Origin of the sequence: Hyphomonas neptunium ATCC 15444 (assembly GCF_000013025.1) — a bacterium.
Lineage (GTDB): Bacteria > Pseudomonadota > Alphaproteobacteria > Caulobacterales > Hyphomonadaceae > Hyphomonas > Hyphomonas neptunia.
Genome location: NC_008358.1, coordinates 2,329,372 through 2,342,900 on the forward strand (window position 1 = coordinate 2,329,372; position 13,529 = coordinate 2,342,900).

Here is a 13,529-nt window from a genome sequence, read left to right on the forward strand (position 1 = left end):
CATGGGGAGCACTCCTTAGCGGGTCTGGGGATCGAAATAGCGGGCGCCCGTCATATCCTGGATGAGCCCGGCCTGATGGGATGCCCAGCCCGTCATTTTCCGCGTCCAATCGCTCGATGTGGGATTGTCGATCGCGGCAAACATTGCAAGCCAGCCAAAATGCGTTTCCGCCTGCTCGACCGGCAGGCTCCGGACCGGCAGGCCCAGTCCCTCTCCGATCGCCTCAGCGATATCGCGAAACGGAATGTCGGTCTCGGCGACCGCGTGATAGCGCGCCCCCGGCCGCGGCTGCTCAACCGCGTCACAGAACAGGCTGGCCGCGTCGTCGCGGTGAACCGCTGGCCAGCGATTGGTGCCGTCACCGATATAGGCCGAGGCGCCATGTTGCCTGGCCAGAGCGATCAGCGCAGGAACAAATGCCGCGTCCCCCGCCCCATGCACGCTGGGCGGCAGACGGACAACGGCGGTGCGCACGCCCTCATCGGCAAAGCTCAGAAAAGCCTCTGATGCGCTGCGCGGAACCTGCTCTGACGCAGGCTTATGCTCCGTCATCAAACCATTCGTCTCTGTGACAACAGTGGCAGACGTCGCAATCAGTGCTTTGTCCGTTCCGGCCAGGGCGCGGGCCAGAACGTCAAGCAACCGGCGATCGGCTTCACAATTCTCCAGGTAGCGGGAAAAATCATGGTTGAAGGCTGTATGAATAACAGCATCAACCTCGCTGAGGACCGGGATCAGACTTTCGGGCGCGTCAACGTCGCCGCGATGGATGCCGATCCCCGACTGAAGAAGCGCCCTGGCGGCCCGCTCGCTGCGCGCGAGCCCGATCACCTGATGGCCGCGCCGCTCCAGCTCTGCCACAACCGCCGACCCGACAAAGCCGGTAGCTCCGGTTACAAATACTCTCATAAGATCTGCCTCGTCTTGCGAATGGCGTTTCCATCGGGCAAAACTTTAACCGGTTAAAGACGAGACTTTATACAGGTATAATTGCTATCTGGATCGACGCATGATGGACACGGCCAAAGACTTCAGCACCTTCCTGAAAGATCGCCGGCAGCGGCTCGATCCCGCCGCGCTGGGGTTCACGGGCCGGCGGCGCACGCCGGGCCTGCGCCGCGAGGAGGTTGCCGCCCGGGCGAATATCAGCACGACCTGGTATACCTGGCTGGAACAGGGCCGCGGCGGCGCCCCCTCGGCCCGCGTCCTCGAAAGCCTCGCGAGCGCGCTGATGTTGACGGAGGCAGAGCGGGACTATCTCTTCCTGATCGGAATCGGCCGGCCGGCGCGCGCAGGCACCGCAGCCCCGGAGGGGGTCGCCCCGCGCCTGCAGCGCGTGCTCGATGCCCTCCCCCTCATCCCCGCCCTCGTTGCCACCTCGAGCTGGGATGTCATCGGCTGGAACCAGGCCGCGCGACGAGTGCTGACAGACTATGACCTTCTGCCGCCCGGGGAGCGGAATATCCTGAGACTGATGTTTCTCGATAGTCAGACACAGGCCGCCCAGTCCGACTGGGCGCTGACAGCGCGGTATCTGGTGGCCACCTTCCGGGCAGAAACCGCGCGGGCGGGACATAATCCGCGGGCTGCCGATCTCCTGGCAGAACTTTCCGCCAACAGCGAGGCCTTTGTTCGTCTATGGAAGGAAAACGATGTCCTGCGGCCCGGCGAAGGCACAAAAACGATCCTCAAGCCAAAGGTGGGCGAAGTTTGCCTGGAATTCTCTTCCTTTGCCGTTGATGGCCGCCCCGACCTGAAGCTCATGATCTATAATCCTGCCAGCGACGCGGACAGGGAGAAGATCGAGCAGCTGTGCAGCTAGGCTCTGAGACACCTGCATAAGGCGCTCCCGTAACGCGGTGTCATCCCGCTGCCGCAGCGATCTCTCGCGCATCTGGAGAAAACCCCACCACGCAGCTTTCGATACCGGGATACAAAATCGTTCTGTCTCAACATGAAAGGTATTGCGACAAGCAGTGCCGAACCCGAAAGCGCTCCTTGAGAGCGCCTTAAGTTCAATCTGTTCAAGGCTATGGGAAGTTTTCACTTCGTCAGCAGTAACGCGGGTGACGCGCGCAAAAGTCAATTAAAAAACCTTACTATTCCGCGCATTATAACGCTCCAACGCGAGGCCTGTAATGCAAACTGCAGGGCACATTCTCCTTTGTGTCTGAGTTCGACGCTACCCTTCAGCGCCACAAGGAATTCTAATATGATTGGCTGCTTACGTCACGTTGGATCCATGCGCCGGGGCTTTCTTGTCGCCCCCCCTGACATCGGCTCCGAGAAACGCGCCTCCTGCCGGAGCATCTCTCCGCCTGCGCAAGCGCAAAGTCAGACAGGGGCCCCGATTATCAGCCGTCTGTGCAGGGCGGGTCTGCCATCCCCTGCCGCTGATACCGGGCTTGGCAACTCCGCGGTCCAGGACCGGGCCAACGGTCTGTGACCGGCCCCCTGTCTGTCTGATCGGGGCCTCATCCGGGCAGGACGCGATCAATTAGCTTAGAGCAAACCAGGCAGGCTGACCCGTCGCTCACCCTCTCGGAAATGCGGTGCGCAGGGTGAGCTAACGGCCCTGCGGCACACGTCGCCGACCAGGATGACGACGGGCCCTTCAAACGCGTCGGCCGCGAGCCGGGCAGCCAGCGTTGCAAGGGTCGCCGCCAGCATCCTTGCGGCCGGTCGCTCCACATCGCAGACAGCGATGGCCGGTGTGTCCGCCCGACGGCCCGCCGCAATCAACGCGGCCGCGATGGCCGCAAAATCATGTGCGGCCATATAGAGGCATACCGTCGTGGCAGGATCCGCGGCGCTCTCCCAGTCGGTTTCCGGTCCCTCTGCCCGGTGCCCCGTTGCGAACAGGACCCGCCGGGCCGTGCCCCGTTCGGTAAGAGAGATTCGAAACTGCGCAGCGGCCGCCGATGCGCTGGTTATTCCGGGAACGACGGCAACCTCGATTCCCATAGCCTCAAGCGCGGCCCGCTCCTCGGCCGCCCGTCCAAAGATGGAAGGATCGCCGCCCTTCAGCCGGACCACATTGAACCCCTGCTGCGCATATCGAACCAGAGTCCGGTTGATGAAATCCTGTCCGGCCGAAGGCTTGTGCCCGCGCTTGCCAACCTCAATGATCCGGGCGCCGGGAGGAATGAGCGATCTGACCTCATCGCTCACCAGCGCATCGATCAGGACGACCTCGGCCGCCTCGATCGCCCGCACGGCGCGAAGCGTCAGGAGATCGGCCGCGCCTGGGCCAGCCCCAACCAGGGTGATACGGACGGTCATTGCCAGGCCTTCCAGGTAAACCCCAGCCAGAAACGCGTCCTGTCTGACAGCCCCCCTGCGCCGTTATAGCGGGCGAGTTTTACCACACCGGATAAATCCCCGCTCAGAGCAAACGTCGTTGTCAGGTCCAGCTCGGTGCCCAGATCCGCGCCCGTCCGCTCTGCAGAAAAGTCATGCCACGTCAGCGAAACAGCGGGTTTCAGGATTGGGCCAAGTGCCAGGGCGCTGGTATAGCTCGCCCCTACATAAATATCATCGAGCCCGTCTCGCGGCGTCGTCAGGAAGACATCTGCAAAGCCGTTGAAGGCATGCCCGGTCGCGAGCGGCGTCTGGAAGGCGCCGCCGTCGCCGGCCCCCAGGCGCTCCCATCCCAGGCGTCCGGCAACCGGCCCGTCTGACAGGGTCAGTTCGGCTGCGGCATAACGGGCCTCATAGCTTACCGGATTGCCGCCATAGTCCGTCTGCCGCGCCAGACTGGCCGCATAGGCGAGCTTCCTGCCCGATTGGGCGATGACGCCGGTCATCCGGGCGCCATAGGTCGCGTTCGATACCGGGGCCCCGCCGTCCTCAAAATCCATCAGATACGCAAATCCCGTGAGCTCCAGGGACGGGCCGGGAGACACGCGCAGGTTTGCCATATGCGTGTTGCTGTCCCAATCAAGGTCGTCCCCGAAGATCCGGTTGACGCGGTCCACATAGGCGTAGCTCGCCTGAACCGGGCCGGCGGCATAGTCGAGCCGAAGGGCATCAAAGGTCTGTTCGTCCTGGCGCCACGCCGCGCCGCCGACGAATCTCTGGTCATCCAGATTGATCCGCTGCCGGCCGAGCGTGGCGCTGAACGCCTCTGCGGGCTTCCAGACAAGCTGCGCCAGGTTCACTTCCGTGACCTCAGGATCGGCGATGACCGCATAGGGTTCAGCGGGCGGAACCGCATCATTATAATTGCCGTACAGGGATCTCACATCCTCGAATTCCAAAGTTGCAGACAGATCCTTCCAGGCTCGGGTTTCAAATCCGAGCCGCGTGCGCACGGTCAGGGCCTCGGCCGGCCGGACACCGTCCTGATCTGCTGCTTCCCAGCGGGGCCTGAACTCCAGCCAGGCGCGGAAAGGGTCGGCTGCGGCCTGCGCTGAGGCTTCTGAAAACGCCAGGCATCCTAAAAATCCGCTGCTCAGCAGCCCTGCAAAAACTCCGGAAAATCGCAACATCGTCTCCTGTGCCAAACGCAAAAAAGTCCGCGCAGCCTTTCGGCTGCGCGGACGTCTCTGCCCGCTGATTACCTTAAATTTTCCCGGCACAACGCTGCGCCTTCACCCCGAACAGCCTTTATGGCGGCATTGAAGTCGACAGCCTCTGTCCACGGAGGATGCTTTTCAGGCGCGCCGGCGAAAATTTGCGCGCTTTAACGGCTCAAAGATCAAAAAGCGGGCGATCGGGGCCCATTTCGATGGGTTGATCCGCGTCGCCGAATGTCCAGCCCGCAGGATGACAGGCCTCCGGTTTCTCGTCGGTGCCCGGCAGACTGCGCCCGCTCCCTGCAAGCGCCGCGCGGTAAAGATCCGGCCGGAAGGCCTGCTCTGCGCCCATTGCGCTGACAGACACGCCGCTCGCCACCAGTTCCTCTGCGATCAGCCGCGCCTGGCTGAGCCAGGGGAATCCAGCCGCGTAACGATCAAAGACCATGAAATCCGCGTGCGTCTCTGCCGCGCCGCCCGGATACCGGACGATCTGCCCTTCAAGACCGCGACGGACAACCTCCTCCGGCACAGGCACAAAGCCCTTCTGACTGAGGACCCCGGCGGCGGCGGCGCGATTGCCGGGCTGATCCAGCCAGACAGACGCACCTGAGACCGCGCGCACGAGGGCGCCGGTGGCGTCGGCCTCCAGAATGGGAGGCCCCACCGCCAGCACCTTTTCGATCCCCGCAGGTCGCAGATCCAGGGAGCTCGCCACCATCGCGCCATAGCCGCGCGCCACCGAGTAGGACCCCCAGGGCTCCCCGACACAGTATCCGTCGACGAGGTCGCGCTCCAGAAAGCCGTCCACCTCAGGTGGGGGTACAATCAGGATGCGGATGAGGTCCGGATCGATCCCGCCCGCAGAAAAAAACCGCTTCAACTCGATATACTGCCGCGATTCCGGAAACACAGCCGCAAAGGTCAGGGGCCGCCGCCCCGCCGCCGCATCTGCAGACACCACCGTATGAAGGGACCGGGCCGCTTCCAGGGCGGTGCGCGGGGGATGGCCCAGCGCGTCACACATACGCCCGTAGAGGGCCAGGGACACAATGATCGAATTTCCGTTCAGGCTGAGGGCCATCGGGGCCACAAGTCCCCCGGGACCGCCGTCCAGCCAGCGCGCAACCACCGCCGGCGCCAGCATATGCCCCCCGTCCAGCATCCCGAGCTGGATGAGTTCCCGCGCCGTGGACCAGGCATTCTGACGGACGAGCCGGACGTCCAGTCCCTGAGCCTCGAAGAGGCCAAGCGCCTGCGCCATGACCAGCGGGGCGCAATCGTTCAGCGGCACGTAGCCGAGGCGTAGCGGGATCATTCTTCCCCTCCCAGCAATTGCTCCGAAGCGAGGATCTCGCGGGCGACCGCCGCAATCGTGATGCACCGGTCCATGGCAGATTTGCGTAGAAGCGCGAAGGCCGCCGGCTCATCAATCCCGCGCCGCTTCATCAGCAGGCCTTTGGCACGGTCCATCGCTTTGCGGTCTTCCAGCTGCGCGCGCGCGCGGGCAATATCCTCGCGCGCGTCCTGCATCACGCGGAAGCGGGCCTTGGCAAGGTCGAGCACCGAGCGCACCCGCGATGCCGAAAGCCCGTCCACAACATAGGCGGCCACGCCTGCGCGCAGGGCCTCTTCTGTCTCTTCCGGCGCGCTGCGGTCGACGAACATGACAATGGGCTTCGGGTTGGTCTGCGTGACCCGTTTGAGATCTTCGAGAGTGTCGCGCGCCGGGGTGTCACAGGCAATAATCACCAGATCGGGCGAATGGCGCGCAATCTGATCCAGCATGGTCAGCGTGCCGGACGCGAAATGCACAACCATATCGGAGACATCGCGTAATCCTTCCAGCACGAGGGCGCGGCGCTGTTCATTATGATCAACCAGAAGGACGCGCACAAATACCGGACACCTGAACAAAGGGACTTCAGGGGCCGACGCTGACGCGCGATCCGGAGTCGCTGCTACCGGCCCGCGCGCAATGAAGCCGCTCGACCCGGTTCCTGCCCGAAAGCCGGGCAGCGCGTCTGGCCGGCGCACAATTTCGCGGCAGCGCGCCCACATTCACGCCCCAGGGCGGTTTTACGCTGGTGTCTGCAAACACCGCAGGCTTCCCTGAGCCTCGGATCGCGTTGATGTGATCTGAATGCCAGCACCCCTATCTGGTGCGTGCAGCGATGAGGCTGCGTTTTCGGCTCCCTTCCAACGGGGAGAGCCGGAGCGCGGTCTGTGGCCGGGTTCCGGGAAAAGAACCCGGCGAAGGCAAGATGCTTCGCCGTTTAAAGCGGAGTATCCATGCCTGAAGTCCCTTATCCCTTACCAAAGCGACATCGCCTGGTCATCGTCGGCAATGGCATGGCGCCCGGCCGCATGCTCGAACATCTGTTCGAGCACGGAGGGAAAGACTTCGACGTCAAGATCTTCAATGCCGAACCGCGCGTCAATTATGACCGCATCATGCTTTCCCCCGTATTGTCCGGCGAGAAGACATTCGACGACATCGTGATCCATGGCGATGGCTGGTACATCGAGCACGGGATCACTCTCTATAAGGGCCACCGCGTCGTAGCAATTGACCGGCAGTTAAAAACCGTGACGTCCGATCAGGGTGAGGTCGCCCGCTACGATACGCTCGTCCTGGCGACGGGCTCCGACCCCCTGATCCTGCCGGTTCCGGGCGCCAGCCTCAGCGGCGTCCTCTCCTACCGCGACCTGGATGACGTCACCGCGATGATGCTGGCCGCGCAGCCCGGTCACAAGGCCGTGGTCATCGGCGGCGGCCTGCTCGGGCTGGAAGCGGCGGCCGGGCTTCAGGCTCGCGGCATGGAGGTGACGGTCGTTCACCTGATGCCGACCCTGATGGAGCGTCAGCTTGATGCGTCCGCCGGCTACCTCCTGCAGAAGGAACTGGAGGCGCGCGGCATCCGGGTCCTCTGCGGCGCAAAAACCCGGGCCGTGCTCGGGGAAACCCGCGCCGAAGGCCTTGAACTTGAAGACGGAACAACACTCGACGCCTCCCTGGTCGTCATGGCCGTCGGCATCCGGCCGAATGCGGCGCTGGCGCGGGGCGCCGGGCTGAACGTGGGCCGCGGCATCCGCGTTGATGCGCAGATGGGCACCTCTGACCCCGATATTCTCGCCCTCGGGGAATGCGCCGAAGTGGACGGGCGGGTCTATGGCCTCGTCGCGCCGCTCTACGAGATGGCAAAAGCCGCCGCGGCGCGGCTGGCCGGAGATGAAACGATTACATTCCGGCATGCCGACACCGCCACCAAACTGAAAGTGACAGGGATCAATCTCTATTCGCTCGGCGACTTTGCCTCCGAAAGCGATCGCGAAGACATCGTGCTGCGCGACGCGGCCCGCGGCATCTACAAGCGTGTCGTGCTCAGGGAGAACCGCGTCATCGGCGCGGTTCTTTATGGCGACACGCGGGATGGTCCCTGGCTGAGCGACCTCAAGAAGCGGGACGTCGACATCGGGGACATAAGGGAAACCCTGATCTTCGGGCAAAACGCGCAAGGGGCTGCCCTCGATCCCCTGGCGACGGTCGCTGCCCTGCCCGACGACGCGGAAATCTGCGGGTGTAACGGGGTCTGCAAGGGAAAGATCGTCACGACGATCCGGACAAAGAACCTCACCACCCTCGACGCGGTCCGGGCCCATACCAAGGCATCCGCCTCGTGCGGCAGCTGCACCGGGCTCGTCGAAAATCTGATGTCGCTGGTCCTGGGCGACGGCTACCAGGCCGGCGCGGCCAAAACGATGTGCCCCTGCACGCCCCTGGGTCACGGAGAGGTTCGCCGGCTGATCAAGGTCAAAACCCTGACATCGATTCCGGCGGTGATGCAGGAACTTGGCTGGTCGACCCCGGACGGCTGCGCCAAGTGCCGGCCCGCCCTCAACTATTATCTTCTGTGCGACTGGCCCGATACGTATACGGACGATCCTCAGTCCCGGTTCATCAATGAGCGGGCGCATGCAAATATCCAGAAGGACGGGACATTCTCCGTCGTGCCCCGCGCCTGGGGCGGGGTGACGTCGTCGAAGGAATTACGGGCCATTGCGGACGTTGTCGACAGGTTCGAGATACCGATGGTCAAATATACCGGCGGCCAGCGGATTGACCTGCTGGGCGTGAAAAAAGAAGACTTGCCGGCTGTCTGGGCGGATCTGAATGCCGCCGGCATGGTGTCGGGGCATGCCTATGCCAAGGGACTGCGCACGGTGAAGACCTGCGTCGGGTCAGAATGGTGCCGCTTCGGCACGCAGGATTCGACCGGGCTTGGCATTCGTCTGGAGAAATTCCTCTGGGGGTCATGGACCCCCGCCAAGGTGAAACTCGCCGTCTCCGGCTGCCCCCGTAACTGCGCGGAAGCCACGTGCAAGGACATTGGCGTCATTTGTGTGGACAGCGGCTATGAGATCCACTTCGCCGGCGCCGCGGGCCTCGAAATCAGGGGCACGGAAAAACTCGGCCTGGTCCGCACCGAAGACGAAGCGGTCGAAGTGATCGCCGCCCTGCTCCAGATGTACCGCGAACAGGGTTTCTATCTCGAACGGATCTACAAATGGGCGGCCCGGATCGGCACGCCGGTCATTTCTGAGCAGATCCTCGCAGATCCAGAACGGCGCCGCGACTATTTCGAGCGATTTATCGTGTCCCAGAAAAAGGCGCAGATCGATCCCTGGGCGGAGCGGGTCGCCGGACTCGAAAGACAGGAATTTGTATCCCTGACGCCCCAACTGCCAGGAGGGGTGTCATGAGCCACGCGCCGCTCACCGACCTCGCCGCCCTGGAGGACATCCCCCGGCCAGGTGCCCTCAGGATTATGGCTGGCGGGATCAGGATCGCCGTTTTCCGGACCGGATCTGACACCGTGTACGGACTGGAGGACCGCTGCCCGCACAAAGGCGGTCCCCTGTCGGACGGGATGGTTCACGGGGCCTGCGTCACCTGCCCGCTGCACAACTGGACCATTTCCCTGGAAACCGGCCGGGCGCAGGGCGCCGACGCCGGCCGTGTACGCACCTTCCGGACAGAGATCCGGGACGGCCGCGTCCTGATTGACCTGACCGAACTTGTCCCACCCCTGAACGCAACCCGCTGAGGAGCATTCCACACATGGCCTATCTGGCACCCACTGATTTCGTCACCAAGATGATCGACGCCGGCGAAGCGAAGATCTTCATGTCGACCCGCGACACCCTGGTGCGGGCCTATATGGCCGGCGCGATCCTCGCCCTGGCCGCGGCGTTCGCCATTACCGTGACCGTTCAGACCGGCAATCCGCTGGCCGGGGCGATCCTGTTCCCGGTAGGGTTCTGCCTGCTCTATCTTCTGGGATTTGATCTTCTGACCGGTGTCTTCACCCTCTGCCCGCTCGCCCTGATCGACAAGCGGCCGGGCGTAACGCTGGGCGGGGTCCTGCGTAACTGGACGCTGGTTTTCTTTGGCAATTTTGCCGGCGCGCTGACGGTGGCGGTCATGATGGCGATCATTTTTACAACCGGGTTTACCGAGGCCCCCAATGTCGTGGGGGAAAAAATCGGCACCATCGGCGAGGGCCGGACCGTCGGATATGCCGCCCATGGCTGGGCGGGGATGCTCACCCTCTTCGTGCGGGCGGTGCTGTGCAACTGGATGGTCTCGACCGGGGTTGTCGGCGCGATGCTGTCCACGTCCGTGTCGGGCAAGGTGATTGCGATGTGGATGCCGATCATGCTGTTCTTCTATATGGGCTTTGAGCATTCGATCGTGAACATGTATCTGTTTCCGTCGGGCCTGATGCTCGGTGGCGATTTCTCCTTCATGGACTATCTTCTGTGGAATGAGCTTCCGACGGTTCTGGGCAATCTCGTGGGCGGTCTCGCCTTTGTCGGTCTCACGCTCTACTCCACGCATATCCGTCCCGGCGCGGCGCGCAATACGCCCGCGCGCGGCATCGTCACCTCGCCCGCGGAGTAAGGCCCCTGCGCCCGGCTCCCCTCAGGCTCTCGGTCGGACAATGGTCCGACCGGGGGCAAAAAGAGACAAACCAGGATTTTCACGGCGCCCTCATTCCGCAGGGCGCCGTACTGGCGCTGAAGGGCGCGAGTTTTGCCGTGGCGGACGGGGTGAGTTCCAGCCGGTTCGGCGGCGAGGCCGCGGAAATTGCGGTGAAGAGTTTCCTGACCGATTATTACTGCACGTCGGACGCCTGGTCGGTCAAAACCTCTGCCCGGCGCGTGCTGGAGGCCACCAATTCCTGGCTGTTTGGCCAGACCCGCGCGCGCACACGCGGCGAGGGCGCGGACGGGGGCTATGTCACCACATTCAGCGCGCTCGTGATCAAGGGCCGGGTGGCCCATCTCCTGCATGTCGGCGACGGGGTCATCGGCCGCCTCCGCCAGGGCGCGTTCGAGCCGCTGACCGAGCCCCACCGGGTCGTCCTGTCCCCGGCAGAAACCTATCTGGGCCGCGCCCTGGGCGCGGGCGCCGATGTCGAGATTGACTACAGGTCCGTCGCCCTCTCCGAAGGCGACCTGTTCGTGCTGGCCACGGATGGGGCCGCCGATCATATCCCGTGGCGCGAGCTCAGTGCGCATCTCAACGCGCAAGCCGGTGATCTCGATCTGGCCGCCGCGCGCCTGGTCGCGGCGGCAAAGGCGAATGGCTCCGATGATAATCTCACGGTACAGATCATCCGGATAGACGCGCTTCCCGAGAGCGACGCCTCTGACATGATCCGGGCCGCGCAGGACTTTCCGCCGCCCCCGCCGCTGGACGCCCTGTCCGAGATCGACGGGCTGCGGATTCTCCGGAAACTGCATGCCAACGCCCGCAGCCATGTCTACCTGGTCCTCGACCCGGCCACACATCGCCGCCTGGTCCTGAAAGCCCCGGCGGCAGAGCTCTGCGCCGACCCGGTGCTCCTGCGCCGGTTCATGATGGAGGAATGGGTGGCGCGCCGGGTGTCCAGTCCGCACATTGTGCCGGCGGCCGATCTCGGCCGGGCGCGCAGCTACCTCTACGTGCTCCTGGAATTCGTCGACGGACAGAGCCTCCGGCAGCTCATGAATGACCAGCCCGAGTTGCCTCTGGAAACAGTCAGGACCCTTCTCGAGCAGATCGTGGCCGGCGTCCGCGCGCTGCATCGGAAGGAAATAGCCCATGGCGATCTGCGGCCGGAGAATATCCTGATCGACGGGACGGGCGGGGTCCAGCTGATTGATTTCGGGTCGGCCCATGTGGCGGGCATCGCGGACTCTGCCATTGCCCTGCCGCCCGCAGCGCTGGGCGCCCTTCAGTATGCCGCGCCCGAACTCCTCCTGGGCGAGCCGCCAGGCCGCGCCAGTGACCAGTTCGCGATTGGCGTGATCGCCTATGAGCTCCTGACCGGGCGCCTCCCGTATGGCGCAGCGGGAGGCAAGGTGCGCTCTGACAAAAACCGCCGGGCGCTGACCTACCAGCCCGCCACCCGCGCCGGCCAGCCCCTTCCGGCCTGGATCAACGGCGCGCTCCGCACGGCGACAGACCCGCTCGCCCGCCGGCGCTATGAAGCGCTGTCGGAATTCCTGGCCGACCTGCGCGCCCCGAACCCGAGATTTCTCCGGGAGAGACACGCGCCCCTGATCGAGCGAAACCCGCTGAGGTTCTGGCAGGGGCTGTGCGCCCTGCTGGCCGCGCTATCCCTCTTCCTGGCTATACGCGGCTGAAGCTGCCCTCCCCTGGCGCCCGCGCCCCTTTGGCCACCCACGCTCCAAAAAGCCCAGCTGAGCCCAGGCTAGGTCCGCCTTGCTTCGTGCGATACTTTCAGAATCCGTATGAAGGCTGATCCAGATGATGTCCCGGGGCTCGATCCCGCGATAGCGCCGCGGCACCCGCCGGCGCATCTGGTACTTACCGCCCCGCTTGAAAACAGACATCGCCGCTCCGCCAGTGTGCAGCAAATTGTGCAGCAAAATGTGCAGCAGTTCAAGTTCGACGGCGTGCAGCCCGGAGCGATCCAGCGCAAATATTTGCGTTTTTTCAGGGCGTTAAGAGCAGAAAACAGGAGGAAGTCTGGCGGAGAGGAAGGGATTCGAACCCTCGATACGCGTTAACGTATACGCCCTTAGCAGGGGCGCGCCTTCAGCCACTCGGCCACCTCTCCAGCGCTCGGAATTCCCTATAGACAGGGGGGAAATGGGGCAAGTCTCAATTGCGGTCAATTTATGCTGCGGGTTGTGAAATCACGCCAAATTTCAGGGTCAGCGGCGGCAGTTGCGGGAGAATCAGACGCTGCTGGCTTTGTTCAGGGGTCGATTCAGGCCCCATTCCGGCTCTTGCCGCGCGGCGGCGGGCCAGATCTGAAGCGGTTCATGACGACGCCGATGACACGCCCGCCGGATGTTTCCACTGCTGTCCGCAAGTCGTCGACCTCATCAGCGCCTGTGCCATCTGCCTGCACAATCAGCACGACGCCGTCTGCCAGCGGCGCGAATGTCAGCCCCGCAGCGGAGCGTGACAGAGCCGGCGCGTCCACTATCGCCCAGTCCGCGCTGCGGCGCAGAACATCCCACCAGGCCGGCGCAGCCTGCATCCGCAGCCGCTGACCGGGCTGAAGCCGCTCATTACGGAATCGCGTCACCAGCAAACGGAGCCCGTCGATCTGGTGGGCCGTCAGCAGTTTGGACATCGCCGGCGTATTTTCCGATCCGTGAACGGTATAAATCTGTTCCGTTCCCAAGGAAGCGTCCAGCGGATGCCCCGGCCGTCCAACGCCTTTCAGAACACCTTTCGAAAAGGCCGCATAGAGAGGGTTTTCCCGAAGGTCGAGATCGACCAGCCAGCTCATCCGGGCGGCGCGCGCCGACGCCATGAGCGCAAAGGACGCGGCAACGCTGCTGACCCCTTCGCCTTCCCTGGCCGAGATGAACATCAGGACGCGCCCTCCCGAACGCGGGGTTACCCGCGTTGCGGCCTGCCAGAGGCCGGAAAGATCCTGGCGCAGATCGAACATGCTTGGCCTTTGTGCTTCCTGCCTGAAGCGC

13 protein-coding genes and 1 tRNA gene are annotated in these 13,529 nt (G+C 63.9%); 6 read left to right on the plus strand and 8 right to left on the minus strand.

What is annotated here, in order from left to right; translation table 11 throughout:
- Nucleotides 1-15: 15 nt before the first annotated feature.
- A complete protein-coding gene (locus HNE_RS11020) occupies nt 16-909 on the minus strand; it encodes an SDR family oxidoreductase (RefSeq protein ID WP_011647222.1) in 894 nt (297 codons plus the stop codon).
- A 103-nt stretch (nt 910-1,012) separates the two neighbouring features.
- Here HNE_RS11020 and HNE_RS11025 point away from each other — a divergent pair, with 103 nt between their 5' ends.
- Nucleotides 1,013-1,822, plus strand: coding sequence for a helix-turn-helix transcriptional regulator (locus HNE_RS11025; RefSeq protein WP_011647223.1), 810 nt, complete (start codon nt 1,013-1,015; stop codon nt 1,820-1,822).
- A 680-nt stretch (nt 1,823-2,502) separates the two neighbouring features.
- On the opposite strand, the gene cobA is transcribed toward HNE_RS11025, so the two are convergent.
- The 4 genes from cobA to HNE_RS11045 form a co-directional block, all read right to left on the minus strand.
- A complete protein-coding gene (cobA, locus tag HNE_RS11030; protein ID WP_011647224.1) occupies nt 2,503-3,282 on the minus strand; it encodes a uroporphyrinogen-III C-methyltransferase in 780 nt (259 codons plus the stop codon).
- A complete protein-coding gene (locus HNE_RS11035; RefSeq protein WP_011647225.1) occupies nt 3,279-4,490 on the minus strand; it encodes an alginate export family protein in 1,212 nt (403 codons plus the stop codon). The genes cobA and HNE_RS11035 overlap by 4 nt, the downstream gene beginning before the upstream one ends.
- Before the next feature lie 202 nt (nt 4,491-4,692).
- Nucleotides 4,693-5,835: an ABC transporter substrate-binding protein gene (locus HNE_RS11040; RefSeq protein WP_011647226.1), complete on the minus strand. Its 1,143-nt coding sequence runs from the start codon at nt 5,833-5,835 to the stop codon at nt 4,693-4,695.
- Nucleotides 5,832-6,413 (minus strand): ANTAR domain-containing response regulator, encoded by a 582-nt coding sequence (locus HNE_RS11045; protein WP_035592741.1) that lies wholly within the window; start codon nt 6,411-6,413, stop codon nt 5,832-5,834. Before HNE_RS11045 ends, HNE_RS11040 begins: the two co-directional genes overlap by 4 nt.
- Nucleotides 6,414-6,809: 396 nt before the next feature.
- Between HNE_RS11045 and nirB the strand changes: the two genes are divergently transcribed.
- The 4 genes from nirB to HNE_RS11065 are packed head-to-tail and all read left to right on the plus strand — an operon-like array spanning nt 6,810 to nt 12,212.
- The gene (nirB, locus tag HNE_RS11050; RefSeq protein WP_011647228.1) at nt 6,810-9,281 is read left to right on the plus strand and encodes a nitrite reductase large subunit NirB; all 2,472 of its coding nucleotides are present in this window, start codon (nt 6,810-6,812) and stop codon (nt 9,279-9,281) included.
- Complete coding sequence (gene nirD / locus HNE_RS11055) at nt 9,278-9,625, plus strand: nitrite reductase small subunit NirD (RefSeq protein WP_011647229.1); 348 nt, start codon at nt 9,278-9,280, stop codon at nt 9,623-9,625. Before nirB ends, nirD begins: the two co-directional genes overlap by 4 nt.
- 14 nt (nt 9,626-9,639) lie before the next feature.
- The gene (locus HNE_RS11060) at nt 9,640-10,482 is read left to right on the plus strand and encodes a formate/nitrite transporter family protein (protein WP_011647230.1); all 843 of its coding nucleotides are present in this window, start codon (nt 9,640-9,642) and stop codon (nt 10,480-10,482) included.
- Between the two features lie 5 nt (nt 10,483-10,487).
- Nucleotides 10,488-12,212: a bifunctional protein-serine/threonine kinase/phosphatase gene (locus tag HNE_RS11065; RefSeq protein ID WP_011647231.1), complete on the plus strand. Its 1,725-nt coding sequence runs from the start codon at nt 10,488-10,490 to the stop codon at nt 12,210-12,212.
- Here the strand turns inward: HNE_RS11065 and HNE_RS19160 are convergent.
- Entirely contained in the window at nt 12,183-12,422 is a 240-nt protein-coding gene (locus HNE_RS19160) for a DUF6538 domain-containing protein (RefSeq protein ID WP_049755117.1), read from the minus strand. The genes HNE_RS11065 and HNE_RS19160 overlap by 30 nt on opposite strands.
- On the opposite strand from HNE_RS19160, the gene HNE_RS18835 reads away from it, so the two are divergent.
- Nucleotides 12,321-12,599, plus strand: a complete 279-nt coding sequence (locus tag HNE_RS18835; protein WP_193334330.1) for a hypothetical protein — start codon at nt 12,321-12,323, stop codon at nt 12,597-12,599. The two genes, HNE_RS19160 and HNE_RS18835, sit on opposite strands and share 102 nt — an antisense overlap.
- On the opposite strand, the gene HNE_RS11075 is transcribed toward HNE_RS18835, so the two are convergent.
- Together HNE_RS11075 and HNE_RS11080 are read right to left on the minus strand one after the other, a co-directional pair.
- A tRNA-Ser gene (locus HNE_RS11075) sits at nt 12,560-12,649 on the minus strand. The genes HNE_RS18835 and HNE_RS11075 overlap by 40 nt on opposite strands.
- A gap of 153 nt (nt 12,650-12,802) precedes the next feature.
- Entirely contained in the window at nt 12,803-13,498 is a 696-nt protein-coding gene (locus HNE_RS11080; protein WP_011647233.1) for a hypothetical protein, read from the minus strand.
- Between the last annotated feature and the right edge of the window lie 31 nt (nt 13,499-13,529).